The 19587-nt window shown below is 30.6% G+C and carries 20 protein-coding genes; 1 reads left to right on the forward strand and 19 read right to left on the reverse strand.

Annotated features, from left to right (window positions below; all coding sequences use genetic code 11):
* Positions 1-148 precede the first annotated feature (148 nt).
* From MHB47_RS11350 to MHB47_RS11365, 4 genes are all read right to left on the reverse strand, one after another.
* The gene (locus MHB47_RS11350) at positions 149-1282 is read right to left on the reverse strand and encodes an MFS transporter (RefSeq protein WP_340756751.1); all 1134 of its coding nucleotides are present in this window, start codon (positions 1280-1282) and stop codon (positions 149-151) included.
* A 497-nt stretch (positions 1283-1779) separates the two neighbouring features.
* On the reverse strand, positions 1780-1911 hold the full coding sequence (locus MHB47_RS11355; RefSeq protein ID WP_340756753.1) for a hypothetical protein: 132 nt from the start codon (positions 1909-1911) through the stop codon (positions 1780-1782).
* Positions 1908-2204 (reverse strand): ester cyclase, encoded by a 297-nt coding sequence (locus tag MHB47_RS11360; protein ID WP_340756755.1) that lies wholly within the window; start codon positions 2202-2204, stop codon positions 1908-1910. The genes MHB47_RS11355 and MHB47_RS11360 overlap by 4 nt, the downstream gene beginning before the upstream one ends.
* Before the next feature lie 43 nt (positions 2205-2247).
* On the reverse strand, positions 2248-3012 hold the full coding sequence (locus tag MHB47_RS11365; RefSeq protein WP_340756756.1) for an MBL fold metallo-hydrolase: 765 nt from the start codon (positions 3010-3012) through the stop codon (positions 2248-2250).
* A gap of 114 nt (positions 3013-3126) precedes the next feature.
* Between MHB47_RS11365 and MHB47_RS11370 the strand changes: the two genes are divergently transcribed.
* Positions 3127-3534, forward strand: a complete 408-nt coding sequence (locus tag MHB47_RS11370) for an Lrp/AsnC family transcriptional regulator (protein WP_325974474.1) — start codon at positions 3127-3129, stop codon at positions 3532-3534.
* 197 nt (positions 3535-3731) lie between these two features.
* On the opposite strand, the gene MHB47_RS11375 is transcribed toward MHB47_RS11370, so the two are convergent.
* From MHB47_RS11375 to MHB47_RS11445, 15 genes are all read right to left on the reverse strand, one after another.
* The gene (locus MHB47_RS11375; RefSeq protein WP_340756759.1) at positions 3732-4472 is read right to left on the reverse strand and encodes an SGNH/GDSL hydrolase family protein; all 741 of its coding nucleotides are present in this window, start codon (positions 4470-4472) and stop codon (positions 3732-3734) included.
* A gap of 416 nt (positions 4473-4888) precedes the next feature.
* Positions 4889-5872 (reverse strand): aldo/keto reductase, encoded by a 984-nt coding sequence (locus tag MHB47_RS11380; RefSeq protein ID WP_340756761.1) that lies wholly within the window; start codon positions 5870-5872, stop codon positions 4889-4891.
* 160 nt (positions 5873-6032) lie between these two features.
* Positions 6033-6794, reverse strand: coding sequence for an SDR family oxidoreductase (locus tag MHB47_RS11385; RefSeq protein WP_340756762.1), 762 nt, complete (start codon positions 6792-6794; stop codon positions 6033-6035).
* 288 nt (positions 6795-7082) lie between these two features.
* Positions 7083-8687, reverse strand: coding sequence for an alpha-glucoside-specific PTS transporter subunit IIBC (locus tag MHB47_RS11390; RefSeq protein WP_340756764.1), 1605 nt, complete (start codon positions 8685-8687; stop codon positions 7083-7085).
* A 265-nt stretch (positions 8688-8952) separates the two neighbouring features.
* The gene (locus MHB47_RS11395) at positions 8953-9717 is read right to left on the reverse strand and encodes an SDR family NAD(P)-dependent oxidoreductase (protein ID WP_340756767.1); all 765 of its coding nucleotides are present in this window, start codon (positions 9715-9717) and stop codon (positions 8953-8955) included.
* A gap of 35 nt (positions 9718-9752) precedes the next feature.
* Positions 9753-11027 carry a histidinol dehydrogenase gene (gene hisD / locus MHB47_RS11400; protein ID WP_340756769.1) on the reverse strand — a complete coding sequence of 425 codons (1275 nt, stop codon included), beginning with the start codon at positions 11025-11027 and terminating at the stop codon, positions 9753-9755.
* A gap of 13 nt (positions 11028-11040) precedes the next feature.
* Positions 11041-12033 (reverse strand): LacI family DNA-binding transcriptional regulator, encoded by a 993-nt coding sequence (locus MHB47_RS11405; RefSeq protein WP_340756771.1) that lies wholly within the window; start codon positions 12031-12033, stop codon positions 11041-11043.
* Positions 12034-12073: 40 nt separating this feature from the next.
* Positions 12074-13174, reverse strand: coding sequence for an ABC transporter ATP-binding protein (locus MHB47_RS11410; protein WP_107518437.1), 1101 nt, complete (start codon positions 13172-13174; stop codon positions 12074-12076).
* Positions 13175-13190: 16 nt separating this feature from the next.
* Positions 13191-14492 carry an amidase gene (locus MHB47_RS11415; protein ID WP_340756773.1) on the reverse strand — a complete coding sequence of 434 codons (1302 nt, stop codon included), beginning with the start codon at positions 14490-14492 and terminating at the stop codon, positions 13191-13193.
* Positions 14493-14494: 2 nt separating this feature from the next.
* Entirely contained in the window at positions 14495-15256 is a 762-nt protein-coding gene (locus MHB47_RS11420; RefSeq protein WP_340756775.1) for an HpcH/HpaI aldolase family protein, read from the reverse strand.
* Positions 15257-15265: 9 nt separating this feature from the next.
* Positions 15266-15982: an alpha/beta fold hydrolase gene (locus MHB47_RS11425; protein ID WP_340756777.1), complete on the reverse strand. Its 717-nt coding sequence runs from the start codon at positions 15980-15982 to the stop codon at positions 15266-15268.
* Positions 15979-16590, reverse strand: coding sequence for a cupin domain-containing protein (locus MHB47_RS11430; protein WP_340756779.1), 612 nt, complete (start codon positions 16588-16590; stop codon positions 15979-15981). Before MHB47_RS11430 ends, MHB47_RS11425 begins: the two co-directional genes overlap by 4 nt.
* A 16-nt stretch (positions 16591-16606) precedes the next feature.
* Entirely contained in the window at positions 16607-17866 is a 1260-nt protein-coding gene (hisD, locus tag MHB47_RS11435; RefSeq protein ID WP_340756781.1) for a histidinol dehydrogenase, read from the reverse strand.
* A 13-nt stretch (positions 17867-17879) separates the two neighbouring features.
* Entirely contained in the window at positions 17880-18707 is an 828-nt protein-coding gene (locus MHB47_RS11440; protein ID WP_107518434.1) for a carbohydrate ABC transporter permease, read from the reverse strand.
* A 3-nt stretch (positions 18708-18710) separates the two neighbouring features.
* On the reverse strand, positions 18711-19583 hold the full coding sequence (locus MHB47_RS11445) for a carbohydrate ABC transporter permease (RefSeq protein ID WP_107518433.1): 873 nt from the start codon (positions 19581-19583) through the stop codon (positions 18711-18713).
* Between the last annotated feature and the right edge of the window lie 4 nt (positions 19584-19587).

Genomic DNA, 19587 nt, shown 5'->3' on the forward strand with positions numbered 1-19587 from the left:
GCTTAATGTATTTGTAAACTTTAAGTTCTTAGAACCCTTGTCTCCACCATACTTTTGAAAATTAAAATTTATAGAAGTAATTATTTTGAAGTTTTTAAAAGAAAAGATTAAAAGGGACTCTATTGTTTAATGATTTAAATTGAATGATTTAGCTTTTTTTATTATTCAAAATAATATACAAGAAAACTGTAAATATAACAACTATAGAAAGAACTTTATACATGCCAGAATATCCTAAAAGCGGAATAATAAATCCGAGTGCATAGGGGCCGATTCCATTACCTAAATCCATAAATATCATAAAAGTAGATGTTGCTAAGCCTATATTTTGTGGGTTGGCATTACTTACAGCAATTGTTTGTGTAATTGAAGAAATATTACCAAAACCAAGACCAATCAGTATTGCAGAAAACATCATTATCCAACTATGGTAACTCATACTTAACGTTATTAACCCTAAGAAAAAGAGTATAAATGCTGGGTACATGATAATATTAGGACCATGTATATCGACAATTTTACCTGTAAATGGTCTAGAAAATAACACTGACATCGTGTATAGAATAAAGAAAAAACTAGCTGTTTTTACAAGGTCAATCTCAATTGCGTACAGATTAATATATGAAACTATACCTGAAAATGAAAAAGCACTTAAGAATATTATAAACCCTATTGGGAGTGTACGTTTATCTAATAAATTTCTGAATGATAAATTCTTACGATTATCATTTTCAGGAACATTTATTAAAAACGAAAATATTAAACTAATGATGCCAAAAATAAAGCTAATATAAAATATATTTATAAAATTTGAGTTCTGTGTGAGTGTAATACCTATGAATGGTCCTAAGCCTGTAGCTAAAGCTGTGCTAACTGCAAAGTAACTAATCCCTTCACCTTTTCGATGTTCGGGGATCACTAACGCAACAATTGTCCCAACAATCGTTGTTGTTATACCTATGGAAATGCCGTTTAAAAAACGAACAATAATTAAGAAAGCTTCATCCAATTTTATAAAATAGAGTATTATTGTTAAAGTGAAAAATAATATATTCATGATAAACATTTTCTTAGTTATTTTTAAAAACCCAATCAGTAATCTCCCTATGAGAGCACCTACTATAAAAATGCCAGCTATTAATCCCATCATTTTACTAGAGGCATTATATTCAATCTGTGCGTATGTTGTTATGGTCGAATTTAATAGAAAGTATACTAAAATTAATAAGAAGTTTATACTTGAATAAATTATAAAATCTTTTGTCCATATTTTAGTTTTCATTTTTCCTCCTTTCTGTAAATAATCAACATAAAACTAAGCTAGCACGCTTATTCTATATTGGTCTTTTCATGTTTTAAATTCTAATGATTTATTGCTTCCATTTTCTCCTAGCATTGGATTAATTAAAAATCTATTATTCGCGTATTTTATAATCCTTGTTGCATTTTTGATATGCTTTATTTTCATGAAAATTACCACCGATTACATTTATATACTAATTCTATTCGGAGTATAATTTAGAGTGAATATAAATTCGAAAAATATTTAAGTTAATTTCTAGGAATTTGAAAGTGAGGAAGTAAATTGGATAAAAACATAACTCCTGGTTATCGTCAGGGATATTAAAAGAGACTCCTTGTTTAAAAAAGAGTCTCTTAATCGTTTCAAAATCAAATTCCGTCTTAATAACGTCGCTTTTGATACAATATGTTTATATAGTTCAATTTATTATATGGATTTTAGTCAATAAGAATACAAGCGGTATCTAAAAAAGTGTATTATAGAGCTTCTTTTACATATTGCTGTACGTATTTATCAACATCCATACCTAACTGTTCTAACACATCATAACGATCATAATGTGCCCGTTTTTCTATAACTTTACCATTAGTAAAACGCAATTTAGTCATAAATGATTTTTTACATATTTTCCAGTAGCTGGAACACCAAAATACTCACTAGCAGTGTGCGTTCCTTCAAATTCTAAATAAACGGCTACCTCATCACCTTCTGCAAACACCACTTTAGCTTCGAGATTAAAATCAGGACAAGCATCAAAACTATCTTTTTCCGTTTCTATAAACCCTTGTACACCGTATTTCGGATTATTTCGCTGTGGGTAAAATACTAAATGTTCAGGACATAATTCTTTGAAAGTCTCAAAAATTTCTTTCTTGCATGTATTGATAAAATTGTTTGGCAACCGCTTTGTAAGTTACACCTGTCATCATAACCGCTTCTTTCATTTAAAATGAGTAAGACTCACCATCTTCTGGCACAAAAACATTTGAAGAAATTTCTTTTTCTTTAGAAAACTGTATTAATTCTTCTCTTGATAATGTCCAATGATTAGCAGCTTCCATATGAACAGAAATAATTTTTGCGTTAGGTGCAGACTTATGCACTGCATAAATATCTTCTTTACCCATTACGAGAGAACCAATTGTTAAATTTTCATTGTCTCCCCCATTTACTACAATAACTTCGGGATTATGATTATTGATTGGTTTTTCAACTTCTTCATACCACACCGTATCTCCCGCGATATACAATGTTTTTTCACTTGAGTGTTTAAACATAACACCACAAACTAAACCAGCTATGTCGTGTACTTGGTTTCCTCGTCCATGCTCTCCTTTTGTTTTAATTAATTCAATACCTTCAAAGACAGTATCTTCTTGTAAAACTTCTACATTTTCAAAGCCATCCTGTCTAACTACTTCGGCGTCTGCTTCATTTTGTACAAACATTTTGATGTTTTTAGATAACAAATTTTTTGCTACATCATCATAATGATCTAAATGGAGATGCGTAAGGATAACCGCATCGATATCCTTAATAACGTTGTCTACTGGCATAGGCAATTCAATTAAAGGATTATACATATCCTGTCTTATTGAGTCAGGAAAAGGGGGATAAGTACCTTTTTCTGCTAACATTGGATCTACAAGAATTTTTTTATCAGCATATTCAATAATAAGTGTCGCATTTCTTACATGAGTTATATTCATTACAATTCCTCCTTTATGTGATACTTTTATTTTATTAGTAAAAGTATGAACAATACATAACTTAGTGAAAGAGTTTTATCGTATTTAATTGATATTTGAAAAAGGAGTACTAATATGGCTATAGATAATACTGATAAGATGATTATTAATGAACTTCAACGAAATGCTAAAATTACAATGAAAGACTTGGGTAAAAAAGTGAATTTAACTGGTCAAGCTGTGAATACAAGAGTCTCTAAACTAGAAAGTGATGGTGTTATTCAGAACTATACTATTCAAGTAAACCAAGAAAGCTTAGATTGTGCTATCCATGCTTTTATAAATATTTACATGAATAAAATATCACACCTACCCTTTTTAGAATTTGTCGATACAAAAAGCAACTATATCCTACACAATTATAAAATAATAGGCGACGGATGTTATTTATTAGAATGTCGATTCCCTAATAATAAGCACCTGAATACATTTTTAGAAGACCTAAATGTTTTTGCTAACTATAATATTTCTACTGTTCTGTAAGTTATACAAATATTTAATTTTTTATTCTCAATAATTATAAGTAGACATGTTAAGAAGAGACTGCTTTTTTCTATTATGTTCCCTTCAAAGTAGACACTTAAAAAGTGAAATCTTTGGAGGGTCTTTTTTATATCTCGTAAACTTTAAGTTGAAAAAAACATCAGCAAAAAGTAATCTCTATTTTTATAAGAAATCACTTAATCATTTAATATATCATTAAGCTTTTCAGAGAATATTGGTGTATACAAATATCGATAACCCTTTTGCGTTGGATGAGCATCATCTGCCATCATCGTTTTATCATCTTTAGCTAGTTTGTTTATTATCTTGTCTCCCCATACATCAATAATATTAATATCCCATTTCTTTTTTATTTCTAATAGTTTGTTAATCAAAAATTCATAATAAGGGTCTTTATCACGTATACAAGTATAAAATACAATAGGACAATCCCAATTTTCTTTAACATATGAAATAATAAATTCGATGGCACCTATGATTGTTTCCGTATCAAAATCATTAATACTATAAGATTCACTGATTAATCCTATAGGCTTATTGGATCTTGCGTCATTTGTAGATAACTGGCATACAAAGGCATTTAATTTGTTATCTGTAGAAACATTGCTTTTTAATCTTTCTACATAACTTGATTTTTGTTTACCAGCTAGTGTTGTACCTGATTGAGCTTCTTTAATTGTATCCACACCATATTCTTTATTTAAAAATGCTACAAATGAATTACCTTTAGCTGCAGCACCATAAGTAATTGAAGAACCTAAAAACAATATTCTTTTATTATTCAAATTACTGTTTTTATCTAAATAACTTTCATTTGGTCCAAATTCATCTTTGTTACCTTTAATTATATTCGGTGTATTTTTGATTAAAGAGATTAATGTGCCTGTCGTCTGCAAAATTGTTCTGAGTTTATTCAACTATATGCCTCCTATTTATCCTGCTATTGTTCTTGAATTTCCTTTTTATTATTTTGTCGTTAATTTCTGCTGAATGCACTAGCTACTTTCTTCGTAGAAAAAAACACCTCCGCATAAATTCATTTTAAGATGAATTCAGCGAAAGTGCCTTTATTTTACTGCCACTCATTGGAGTCCGTTCACATCACCAAATAATATACACATATACCGGTCTCAGTAGTCAGTAATTTCCGACCCTGTTTCTGCACCAATAACTCATACTTTTTATTTTGTACAAAAATAATAAATCCGTTCGCTATATTAAGATCATATGTAAATCCTACACAAGTAGCGTTAATATCAAGCACTCCTGCATTTTTTATTTAGTTTACCTTATACATATGAACCCTGTGCAGTTATTTTGGCAATTTACTTTATTAATAAGTACCCATGATAGCATCTTTGACTTTTTCTTTGTAAAAGTTTTTAATTTTTAAATTTTCGTCCTCTGTGAAAGATTTAGTATCTAATGCCTCTAAATTTTGTTTCACTTGTGTCACATTTCTAAACCCTGGATTAATACAAGATATTTCTTTAGCATCTAAAATCCATCTTAACGCTGCACTTGCCATAGAAGGACGACCTTCTTTAATCCATGTTAGTTGATCAGATAATTCGACCCCTTTTTGAAAACCTAGTCCAGAAAATGTTTCACCTACATTAAAAGCTTCGCCATTTTCATTAAATTTACGATGATCGTCTTCAGCAAATTGAGTTTTCGTTGTAAATTTTCCTGTCAACAATCCACTTGCAAGTGGCACTCTTGTAATGATGCCTACACCTTGTTGGTAAGCTTTAGGAATTAATTCCTCTAATGGTTTTTGGCGGAACATATTAAAAATAACCTGCAAGCTTGCTACATTAGGATATTCTAAACATATTAAACCTTCTTCAACTGACTCAACACTCACCCCATAATGTCTTATGAGACCTTCTTCTTTTAATTGGTCTAATACGTCAAAGACACTACCCTCTTTTAAGATTTCAGTAGCAGGGCAATGGATTTGAAACAAATCAATTGTATCTCTGTTTAATCGACGAAGACTATCTTCACAGTATGACTTTACCGTTTCATAACTATAATTTTGTGGGTCAGCAATATCCCCTTGTCGACAGAATTTTGTTGCAATATAAATTTCATCTTCTTTGCCTGCAGTCGCCTTAGCTAATAATTCTTCACTATGACCATCTCCATAAACATCAGCTGTATCAAAGAAATTCACGCCTTGATCAATGGCATATTCTAAAGCACTTAATGCATCTTCGTCATTTGTTTCACCCCATGCACCACCTATTGCCCATGTACCAAAACTAACTTCACTGATCATCATACCTGTATTACCTAACTCGCGATATTTCATAAAATTTTCCTCCCCTTAAAATAAAAAAATAGTTCACTATCTCTATTTATATGCTTAATTTCATTTTTGTATAATTCTATGTTTTACACATGTTCTTTACCCTTTATTAGTAAAAGTAATAAGCATTAACTATTATTTTATATTTTTGTATAAATTAAAGTTATATTGTATTTTTTAAAGTATGATACATTTCTTCTGCATAATCATCTAACGCTTCTTTTGACATTTGAAGACGTTTTTTGGATGATCCATATCCAATTTCAGTTTTTCCTTGAACTAAACCGTCAAAAATTTCATTAATAAAGTCAACAGGATCCGCACCAAAAGTATGAATATTCTCCCCACCTAAATCAGTATTTACAGCAGGAGGAATAACCTCATAAACACTTGTATTTGTGTTCGACAATTGATGTCTTAAACTAACTGTAAATGAATGTACTGCAGCTTTGGTCGCTGAATAGATTGGCGCAATTGCCATTGGTGAGAAAGCAAGTCCCGAAGAAACATTAATTATATTTGAGTTTGTTGTTTTATCAGAAAAGTATTGGCTAAATAATATTGAAAGTTGGACCGTTGCTTCAAAATTGGATTGTATTTCTGTATTTAAGTTCTCCCAATTTGTTGTAGCATTGGTTTTTAATATATCAAAACGGTTTTGAATACCCGCATTATTTACGAGTACATTAATATCTGAATAATTTTGAATTACCCAATGATATAAATCCAATCGTTCTTCAGCACTAGATATATCACATTTCTTCGTTGTTACTTTTGGAAATTGTTCTTTAATACTTTTTAATTTTTCAGTATTACGTCCACACACAATAATTTTATTATTATTTTCATAAAACTTTTTAGTGAACTGAAGTCCTATACCAGACGCACCACCAGTAATAAGTATTGTATTATTCTTTATATCCATTTTGCACACTCCTCTACATAAGTTTAATCAGTGTAGTCGTTTTTTTAGTATACGTCTAACAATAAAAATTTTTAGGAAAATGTGAGAAAATCAACCTATTCATTTAGAATAACGCTTTGAATCTTAGACTAACATTGATAAAACTACTTTCTTTTCAATACTTTTCATTAAAATTATCAATGGAAATTTTGAGTTACAATATCTTAATGATGATTTTCCAAATTTCTTATCAAATAAAATACATACATTTATTATCTTTTAGCAAATATAAATTCATATCAAGATTGTTTAATATTCTTGATTATTTTGAAGTATACTTTCAAATTCTTCTCTTACTTGTGGTACTGACAAACCTACAATCACTTGTATACTTTTACCACTTTTAACTAGTCCATGTGCCATTCTATCTTGTGTGAAGTAATCATTATCTGAGACTTTATTTTCATCATTAACCGTCAAACGTAAACGTGTAGCGCAATTTGTAACATCTTTAATATTTTCCTTACCACCCAATCCTTGTAAATAATATTGTGCTTTATCTTCAAATTCGTTTCCTTTTTGTATATTTTTATTTCTTTTACTTTTTGAGTCTTTTTTACTCTCTTTATAATCATTTTTACTATAAAGTTTAATATTTCCTTCTTTCTTTTCTCTGCCTGGAAGTGGTATATCAAACTTTAATATTAAATATCTAAATAATACAAAATATATGCCCATAAAAATAAGACCAATAATTACTTGAAGAACGTAGAGTTGCCAATAGTTCGAACCCAATGGAATCCAATTTGTAGCTACAAAATCAATTAATCCTCCGCCGAAGTGTCCAACGATGCCCACACTATACATTATTGTAGCCATAGCTGCTGTTAAAAATGCATGTAATACAAATAAATATGGCGCAATAAATAAGAATGTAAACTCTAAAGGTTCAGTGATGCCCGCAACCACAGCAGTTAGTGTAGCCGGTATTAGTAATGCAGCTACTTTTTTTCTATTTTCTTCAGGCGTTGTAAAGTACATCGCTAAAGCGATACCCATAGAACTAAATATTTTTGCATTTCCTTGGAGCATAAATCCATACGGAAATTGTTCTTTTAATGGTTTTGAACTATTCGCAAATTCACTTACATGTTCAAACCAATATGCTTTTAAGCCTTGGTTCATTACTACTGGTCCCATATCTATTGGTGTCCAAATAAAATGGTGTAATCCTGTAGGTATTAGTACACGTTCTAAAAAATGATATAACCAAACGCCAATGTAACCAGATCCAATAATATAACCTTGTAATGAAGAGATACCATCTTGAATTGTAGGCCAAATAATACAAGTTATAATTGCAGCTACTAACGTAACAAAAAAAGAAATTGAAACAACATAAGTTAAACCTTGAAACACTTCTAACATCTCAGGTAATTTTTTTCCATAATATCTATTATGTATCCATGTAATAATACTGGAAATAATAATAGCACCTAATATATTTGTGTCTAACGTTTCAATACCTCCAATTTCCTTCAAACCAGTTACATTATCAGCGCCCTTTTCTAAATTCGCGCCAAATGTATGGGGCCATTCAGTTAATATAATATTAATAAATGTATTATACATAAAATATCCTATTAAAGCTGCTAATGTCGCATTTGCAGCAGCCTTTTTAGCTAATGAAATAGGTAAACCCACAGCAAAAATCAATTCCATATGGTCAAATACAGTCCATCCTCCTGCTTCAATTACAGACCATATTTTAAACCAAATTGTTCCTTCTTCAGCAATACTCCCCATTATAGTGGTATTTAAAAATACAGTGGAAATGCCTAACACTATACCAAAAAAGGCAAATGTAAGTACTGGTACAATCATTGCACTTCCAAAACGTTTAATTACATTCATAACAATTCCTCCTTAGATAACATCATTAATTTAGTTATAGCATTTGCAAAGGATAAATCTCCTCTAACTAAAGTAAGCGCTTACATATTTTGATGAAAGTCTCTAACATTTCTTATCTCTAGAGATAATTTAAGGCAAATGAATTTCTTTAAGTTCTAATTAATAAGTGTGAAGTATATATACGAAGAGACTAGTATGAAGTTCAATCACACTTTTCATATACTACATTTATTATTTAACTACATAAAACACTAATAAATTTTTGTTAAATAGCTGTCCATCCTCCATCAACTTTTAAAGTTTCACCTGTTACAAAATTTGATAATTGAGAACTTAAATACAATACCGCCCCTGAAATATCATTAGGCGTAGGTAATTCATGAAACAATATACGTTCTAGCACATCTTCTTTAAAGTCTTGATCTTCAAACATTTTTTCAGTTAAATTTGTTTCTACGAAAGTAGGCGCTACAGCGTTGACGTTAATATTATATTTCGCCCATTCTATAGCAAGAGATTTCGTTAATTGGATGACCCCGCCTTTACTAGCAGAATAAGGCGCCCTATTAAAATAACCGACAAATCCTACTTGGGAAGCAATATTAACAATTTTCCCATCTCTTTCTTTAGACATATATTTACCTACAAATTGTGAGATGAAAAATAAGGATTTAAGATTAATATCTAACACTTTATCCCAATCATCTTCTTGAATTTCTAAAGCTGGTTTAGTAATATTTACACCTGCATTATTAACTAATACATCAATAGTGCCGTAAGCTTTGATTACTTTTTCAATTGTCTTTTCTACTTCATTAATTTTTGTTATATCCAAAGCATATATACTATGTTTGCCTTCACTTCTATTTAATATTTCTAATGTTTCGTTCAAAGATATAGAATCCCTTCCTATAACTATCACATTAGCACCAAGCTGTGATAAATCTTTAGATATTTGTTGACCAATACCTTTATTTCCACCTGTCACTATGATATTTTTTCCTTTTAAATCATCAAAACTTTTTTTCATTAAAAATCTCCTATCTTTACTAAGTATAAATAGTTTTATTTGTATTTTTTTACTCTTAATAATGCTTGTTCTGCGTGTCCCGCAAAATTCTCATAACCGCATAGTCTCGCTGCATACTCACCCATAGCTGCACTTTGTTCTTCAGATGTAATACGTTGATAAGTCACTGTTTTAATAAATTTACCTACCCATAAGCCCCCTGTATAACGTGCTGCTTTTTTAGTAGGTAGTGTGTGATTCGTACCAATGACTTTATCCCCATAAGCTACATTTGTTTCTGGACCAAGAAACAGCGCGCCATAATTTGTTAAATGATTTAAAAAGTAGTCTGGTTCTTTAGTTAATACTTCAACATGTTCAAAAGCGAGTTTATTCGCTTCTATTACAGCTTCTGCTTCATCTTTCACAATAATCACTTGGCCATAATTTTTCCAAGATTCCCCTGCAATATCAGCTGTTGATAACGTTTTTAATTGTCTTTCTATCTCTTTTAAAGCTGCTTCCGCAATTGCTTCAGAAGTAGAAATAATCGCACCTGGAGATGTTGGTCCATGTTCCCCTTGACCCAATATATCTGTAGCAATCATTTCAGGTTCTGATGTTTCATCTGCAATCACTAATGTTTCTGTAGGGCCCGCGAGTAGATCGATACCGACTCTGCCAAATAGTTGGCGTTTCGTTTCTGCTACAAAAGCATTACCTGGCCCAACAATCATGTCTACAGAATCTATTGTTTCTGTACCTATCGCCATACCACCCATAGCTTGAATGCCACCTAGAATATAAATTTCATCGGCGCCCGCTTTGTACATTGCGTACACAGTTGTTTCTGGAATTTTACCGTCTATTGGTGGTGTACAAGCTATAACACGTTTCACCCCAGCAACTTTGGCAGTTAAGATACTCATATGCGAAGAAGCAATCATCGGGTATCTACCCCCTGGAATATAACACCCTACACTATCAACCGGTATATTCTTCTGACCTAATATAACCCCAGGTGAATTTTCTGTTTCGAAGTCTTTCAACGAGTTTTTTTGAGCTTCAGCAAATCTTTGTATGTTATTTTGCGCGAATGCGATATCATCTTTAACTTGTTGTGGAATATCATTAACAATGCTTTCAATTTCTTCGTCACTTAATTTAAAACTTTCAGGGCTCCAGTTATCAAATTTCACAGACAAATCGCGTAAAGCTTTATCCCCTTCAGCTTCAATCGTTTTAATCGTATCACTTACAATTTGACTAACTTTTTCATCATTATCTTTTACTTCATCATCATCTTTTCCTAATTTTAAAATATAGACCATATAAAAACTCCTTTTATCTAATTTTGTTAGAGGTTGTTTTTCTAAATTTAAAATCGCCTTTAATCTTAATACGTTTGTTTTTTATTAGGTTACCTTCTAATAAAATTTTTATTGTTTCATTAACCATCAAATCTAAAGGTTGTGACCACGTTGTTAATTGATTATTAGGCCAAGATGCCATCTTAATATCATCAAAACCAATTATTTCAATATCATCAGGAACATTGATTTTCATTTCTTTTGTTGCTTCAAGTATCCCAAGTGCAGTAATATCGTTTGCACCAAATATACCATTAGGTCTGTTTCCTTCTTTTAAATAATCTAATGTCAGTTGATATGCTGTTTCAAAAGTAAAGTCACCCTCAATAACATCAATCTTTTTCTTCTTTTTTTCAAAAAAGCTATTAAAACCATAAAATCTATCTCTATTCGTAGATGTGTTATTTTTTCCTGAAACATATAAAATTTTTTCAATATTTTTATTATAAAAATATTGAGCTATAGCTTGAGAAGCATAGATATTATCACTAGATACTGAATTACACTGTAAATCATCGTCTTCTCTATTAAAAAGTACCACTGGTATGTTTGCATTTTTTAATTTTTTAACCATATCAGAGGATAATAAAGCATCTGTTACTATAATAGCTTCTACATTATACTCCCAAAATTTTGCAATCTCTTCTTGCTGTATTTCTTCATTTTCAGTGTACATAAATAATACAGAGAAACCGTAACCTCTTAATTTTTGAGTAAATAAAGATAGTGCTTCATAATAAAAAGGGTTTTGTTTTTCTTTCATTGCTATCCCAACCAATTTGGATTTATTAGTAATTAATCCTCGAGCCAACGCATTGGGTTTATAATTGAATTTATCAGCAATGTCTAAAACTTTTTTTCTTGTTTCAGTAGAAACACCAGATTTAGGATCAAAAGCTCTAGAAACTGTTGATTGCGAAACATTTGCTAATTCAGCAATTTTTTTAGAGGATATTTTTTTACTCATGGCTAATCCCCTTTCTATAATATTTTTCATATCATCATTTTCACTTTATTCTATCCCCAGTTTCAGGATTGAAAAAGTGTATCTTATTTATGTCAAATATAAATTTTATTGTATCTCCAGAATTACTTTGATTTCTCGAATTAACCTTAGCAACTAACTCATAGTCACCCAAGTTAGTGTAAATAATAGATTCTGATCCAAGTAATTCATTTACTTTCACCTCAGCTTCAAACGTATTGGTAATACCTGATTCTGTATATATCGGTTCGTCTTTAATATGCTCAGGCCTAATACCCATTTTTATATTTTTGTGTTCATAACCTTTTTCTTTAAGTAAACGTATTTGAGAGGGAGTTATGGGAAACTTTTGTTCTTCAATAATAATATGGTCTTCGTTAAAATATGCGTCTAAAATATTCATCGATGGTGATCCAATGAAACCTGCTACAAATATATTTTCCGGTTTATCATATACTTCTTTAGGTGTACCAACTTGCATAATTTTCCCGCGGTTTAAAATAACGATTCTATTAGCCATAGTTAGTGCTTCCGTTTGATCATGTGTCACATATATAGTAGTGGTATTTAAATGTTTATGTAGTCTTATTATTTCAGACCTCATTTGAACTCTTAACTTAGCATCTAGATTCGATAAAGGTTCATCCATTAAAAAAATACTTGCATCTCTCACAATTGCTCTACCTAATGCTACTCTCTGTCTCTGACCACCAGAAAGTCCTTTAGGTTTAATATCTAAATAATTTTCTAAATTTAAAATCTCCGAAGTTTCTAGCACTTTTTCTTTAATATTCTTTTTAGGCGTTTTTCGTAACTTCAAACCGAATGCCATATTATCGAATACTGACATATGTGGGTATAGAGCATAATTTTGGAAGACCATTGCCATGTCCCTGTTTTTTGAATCCACATCATTCATTTTTTTATTATCTATATAGAGTTCACCATCACTTATATCTTCTAAACCGGCAATCATCCTCAATATAGTAGATTTTCCACATCCTGACGGGCCAACAAACACTATAAATTCGCTATCCTTAATTTCGAGATTAAAATTATCGACAATTATATCAGCCTTTTTACTATATTGTTTTTTTATATTCGATAAACTTATATGGGGCATATAATTCCTCCTTGAACTAAAAATTTGTATTGATGAAGTCTTCATAAGTTTTAGCAACATTTAATAAGATATTTTCACTATGATATGGTGCTATTAATTGTATACCTTGAGATATATTATCTGATACATATCCAGAAGGGATAGTTATAGCTGGATGTCCAGTCAGATTAAAAACAGTTGTATACTTTATCATGACATCTTCAATATCATTATTTAATCCTTTATAATATATGTTACTAGCCTCTATAAGTGGTACCTTAATTGGCATTGTCGGAGTTAGTATTATATCTACTTCTTGAAATATCTTATTAAATTCATTTTTCATTTTTAAACTATTCTCTTTAGCAATAAGATAATCAATGGATGAAATACTCTGGCTTTTAGTAAATGTTTCTTTTAAATATTCAGGATATTGTTTTTTATTTATATTTTTTTTATGTTGGACTGTCATTTCAGGAGTACCAATATTTCTTGAAGTTATAATCACATCATTTTTGTTAAGAAAATTAGTGTCTATAGGGACTAAAGAATAGCTCAAATTTTTAAAGTTTGTGTAAACGTCTTCCATCATATCGTTAACTTCAAAATCAATATTTTCAGTAAAATAATCTGTAGGTATACCAATCGTTAATTTCTTTTGTAACTTTGTGGGTATATCATTTAATATATTAAAAATTATTTCTAAATCCTCAACGTTTCTACTTAATAAACCTATATGATCTAGTGTTTTAGAAATTGGCGTCATACCAAACAATTTATTCTTATCATAAGTCGGTTTAAGTCCTACAATTCCACAGCACGAGGCTGGTATTCTAGTTGATCCTGATGTATCACTACTTAATGAACAAGGAATCATGTTAGATGCTACTGCTGCTGCTGAACCACTCGAAGATCCTCCAGCAGTAAAACTCCTATTTCTAGGATTTATTACATCTCCATATATGCTATTTTGTGAAGTAACAGTAGAGGAATATGGCGTCAAATTATTTTTACCTACTATTATAAAGCCTTTTTCTTCGAGTGTTCTTACCATTATTGAAGACTTACTAGGAGTAACATTTTTATCATATAGGTATCCATTAGTTGTAGGATAACCTTCTATATCATAAATATCTTTAATCGAAATAGGGATACCATGGACTTTAGTAGCTGTTTTATGATATTTTTCTATATCTTCTATTGCTTTATCTTTTGTAATAGTAATGAATGTATTAAATTCGTCATTATGAATAATATTATTAACATAGTCACATATGATATCTTCAGGCGCTAATGCATTATTAGCATAAAGCTTAACTATTTCTTTAACACTATGCATATTCAACACTTCTCTTCATTTTTTTGTTCAATCACGTTTTTAAGTGATTCATTAATCAATGTATTAATAACAACTACTACATAATCAACTTCCTGTAACAAATACTTTTTTGCTGAATTAGCATTATTAGCAACAATACCTATTTTTTTTCCGCTTTTTTTTATTTCTTCTATTAAATTATCTACCTTTCTTTTAAATTTGATATCATCACTACTTAACTGTAAATTATTCGCTAAATCTGTAAGACCTATAAATACAACATCAATTCTTTCAACTTTTAATATTTCTTGTATATTATTAATTGATTCTAAAGTTTCTATTTGTATATTGATTAATAACTTTTCATTTGTATAATTCAAGTAATCTTTACCTTTATATAAGCCATATTTCGCTGCTGGAATTGAATAAGAAACACCTCTATTCCCTTCTGGATTAAAGAGACAGTTTTTCACTACTGTTTCTGCTTGCTTTTTATTATTAACCATAGGCACTTGTATGCCTTGAGCACCACTGTCTAAAACTTTTTGTATAAAATCTTTATCATTCACTGTTCTTACTATCGGAGTTAAATTTGAAACTTTACAAGCTCTAATTAATTCCACTATATCTGAATTGCTAAAAGCCCCGTGCTCATTGTCTATAACAATAAAATCAAATCCAGAGTAACCAACCATTTCAACTAATGAGGGAGAGTTAAGACTCAAAAAACCTCCTAATACTTTTTCATCACTCAAAAGTTTATTTTTGGTATGATATATTTCCATTTTTTTCCCTCATTTCTTAATGAAGTCATTTAATTTTTTATTAGTGCTGTCAGGATTTTCCAAAGGTGGAAGATGACCTGATTTCCTTATTAATCTTAAAGAAGAATAAACTAAATGGTCATCCAAATATTCACTGATATATAAAGGACATATTTCATCTTCTTCTCCTACTAAAATCAATGTCTCTACCGATATTTCATTTAGAAACTTACTGTAGTCTTTTCTATTCTCTAAAGCGTTCAATTGATTCAAGTAAGATTCCATACCAATTTCTTTAGACATTTGAACCACTACATTTTTTAATTCTTCTGTATAATTTTCATTCGCTAACATTTGAGGCAACAAGTGATTTTTTGTTATATCATCAAATTGTTTATTTTCACACATTTCCCTAAACACCTTCCAACTATCCATTTGCTTGCTAGTTGGAAGATACGGTGTAGTATCCATAAGTATTAATTTGATGACTCTTTGAGGTGCTATTCTCGCTATTTCTAAGGAAACGATTCCTCCAAGCGATAAACCTACTAAAAAGAATTTTGATGGTGCTTCAGATAAAATTTCTTGAGCCATTTTTTCAATAGAATTATTGTTTTTTAAATCACCTATAATTATGTTATATTCTGATTCAAAAAATTCTATTTGTTTTCTCCACAATTTTTCATTACATAAAGTACCAGGCAAGAAAATAATCGTATTTTTATTTATCCTATTTTTGTGTGTCATAAGTCACCCATTTTTAATTGTTCAGCCATTTTTTTCTCTAACTCATCAAAGTTTTCTGGGGGAATCATTTTCCCTTTTTCATTTACAGAGAAGTTATGTTGCTCTCCCTTTTTAACAACTTTAGGGTCCCATATAGGATCTGGTCTATCAAAAACATCATGTTGTTCTAGTATAGAAAATACCCAGGCATCTTCATCCTCAATATTTTCAAAGCCACGATACATGTATGGAGGTAAAGATATCATATCCCAAGGCTCTAAAATAACTTCACCTTCTACTTCATCAGCACTATTCCCCCAGTAAAATCGCCATTTACCTGTTAAAACAAAAAATGTTTCTATATATTCGTGTGTATGAAAAGCAGGACCATTTCCTTTTGGAGCTTTTACCATACCTATTTGAAATCCATGGGGTTGAGTGATAACAGGATTATAATTTTCATTTTCACTAGCAGTATCGCCTATTAATGCATAATTCAATCTGTTATGTCCGGGAACAATACTATCAATAAACATTAATGGAATTGCTTTTCCTTTAATCTCATCAAATCGTACCACCCATTCATTTTCAATTTCACTTTGTGTATAATTAGTTCTTTTTTCATTCATAATAATCTCTCCTTTTTTAATTTTTTAGTCTTTTATAAGCCGACATTTTATGCCCATGTAAGCCCTCAATATCAGATTGTTTTGTTGAGTGATCAGCTAATGTAGTTAATCCCGGTTCATTTATTTCTTGAAAAGTCTGAGTTTTCAGATAACTTCCTACCCATAAACCACCAGTATACTTACCAGCTTTATTAGTTGGTAATGTATGGTTCGTGCCAGAAACTTTATCAGAAAATACCACTGAGCTATTTTCTCCTAAAAATAAAGATCCATAATTTTTTAGTTCATTTTCATATTTCCGCAAATTTTTACAATGAACTTGAACATGTTCACCTGCAATTTCATTTGATAAATGTATAGACGCTTCGTCACTTTCAGTTATTATAATTTCCCCCATATCTTCCCATGAATAATGAACAGGAGAATCACTTGGAAATCTTTGTATCTGTTTTTCAACCTCTAAAACTACTTCTTCCGCAATATCTTTTGAAGAACTGATTAAAATTGCTCTAGAATTCGGGTCATGCTCAGACTGAGCTAAAAGATCAGCAGCACATAGTTCTGGATTTGATGTATCATCAGCAATAATAACAACTTCACTAGGCCCTGCTATCATATCTATACCAACAACTCCAAAAACTTGTTTTTTCGCTTCTGCAACGAACCTATTTCCAGGTCCTGCTATCATATTAATTTTGGTTATACTTTCTGTACCATATGCCATTGCAGCAATGGCTTGAGCGCCTCCTACACCATAAATTTCTGTAGCCCCAGATAACTGTAGACCATAAACTACTGCTGGATGTATCGAACCTTTATAATTTGCAGGACTACAAGCGATTATATTTGTTACCCCCGCCACTTTAGCTGGTACTATTACCATAGGTCCAGAAGATAATAAAGGATATCTTCCTCCAGGGACATAGGCTCCAATGCTATCTATAGGGATTATTTTATGTCCCATTCGTATACCTTCACCAAAATTTCCTTCCAAAGGATTAATTGTTTCCAATTGAGCCTTCGCAAAACTTTCAATTCGTTTTACGTTTAACTCAATAATTTTTTTAGTTTCAAAATCTAAACTACTTATTAAGTTTTCTATTTCTTCATCAGAAAGTTTGAATTGCTCTCTCGATTCACCACCAAATTTGTTTTCATAAAATTTTAAGCTTTTGTCTCCATTATTTTTTATATCATAAATAATTTCATGCACAGTCTCTACTGTTTTAAAATGTAAATCCTCACTATTTTTTTTCCTGTTTTTTAAAATATACATATTTGACGCTCCTTTATTTTATGGCTCCAGCACTCATGCCTTTCACAAATTGTTTCCTTACAATTAACATGAAAATAATAGTTGGTATTGCATATAGCAATCCAGCAGCTGACATTTCATTCCATATAACTCCATTTTCACCAACAAAATATGATAAAGCTACAGGAAGCGTAACAGCTTTTTGGTTTGTTAATATTAAGGCAAACATAAATTCATTCCACACTATTACAAAGCAAAAAACCGTAGCTGTAATAATTCCCGGTTTCGCAATAGGAATAATTACATGCCATATAACACCAAACTTACTAGCTCCATCCATTTCTGCAGCTTCCTCAATACCTTTTGGGACTCCATCAATAAATTCTTTGATTAACCAAATAGCATAAGGAATCGTCTGTCCTAGGTTCACTATAATCAAAGCTATTGGTGTATCTAATATCCCCCAATTTTTAAATATAGTAAAAAAAGGAATCGCATTTATAATTAATGGTATAAATTGTGTCGATAATATCATGAATAAAAGCAAATTTTTTCCAATAATGTTAAATCTTGATAAACTATATGCAGCCAATAAACTAATTGGCATAGTTATAATTAAGGTGAAAAATACAACAATAATACTGTTTAGATAATATGCTCCAAATTCATACGATTGTCCTAATATAGTTTTAAAATTTTCTAATGTTGGAGTAAAGATAACCTTTAAAGAAAAGACATCATTCCCAGATTTAAATGCCGTTAGGATGATCCAAGCAATAGGAAAAAACAAGAAAAACACAATCAATATTATTCCTAATAGTTCGAAAATATTAAAAAGTAATTTTTTACTAGTTATATTCACTTTTTAACCATCTCCTTTTGTTAGAACTTTTGTATATACCATTACAAAAGCTATTGTGATGATTGCTAATATATAACCTAATGCAGATCCATATCCCATTTCAAAGTATTTAAAAGAAGTTTGATAAACTAAAAAGTTTAAAACTGTAGAAGAATCGCCTGGGCCTCCCCCAGTCATTGTCACGATAGGATCAAATTGTTTTAATGCAAACATTGTCATCAAAATTGTAGATAATAAAGTAATTGGTTTTAATAATGGTAATGTTATTTTAAAAAAACATTGTATTTTGTTAGCACCATCCATTTTCGCTGCCTCATAAGCTTCATTTGGCAAACTTAGAATACCACTTATAAACATTAGGGTCATAAAGGGTAACCATATCCAAACTGCAACGGATACTAGAGATAATAACGCTGTAAAGGGATTACCTAGCCATATAAAACCATCTAATGGAGGTATGATTGTTCCAATGATTTTACTAAAAACTCCATAATCTGGATTTAGCATAAATTTCCAAGAGTACCCAACGAGCGCCGGGCTTAAAGCAAAAGGTACGATTAAAACCGCTCTAACAAAAGTTATATATGGTTTATCTTTGCTTAAAAGTAACGCTGATAAAATAGCGCCTATAATAGTTATCACTACTGTTAATACTGTAAAAATTAATGTTACAGTTAAACTATTCCAAAAGGTTGGGTCTTTAAAAGCCCTCAAATAGTTATTAAAACCAACAAATTTCCCCATTGTATTATTAAGCGTTAAGTTCCATTCATGTAAACTTATCCATAAAGAATTGAGTAATGGATAAAAAGTAATCAATCCCAAAATTATCAGTGCTGGAATTAATGTTATATATTTAAAGCTTTTTGTTTTCATACAA

The sequence above is a fragment of the Staphylococcus sp. FSL K6-3157 genome (assembly GCF_038005145.1).
In the GTDB taxonomy this organism is placed as follows: Bacteria; Bacillota; Bacilli; order Staphylococcales; family Staphylococcaceae; genus Staphylococcus; species Staphylococcus equorum.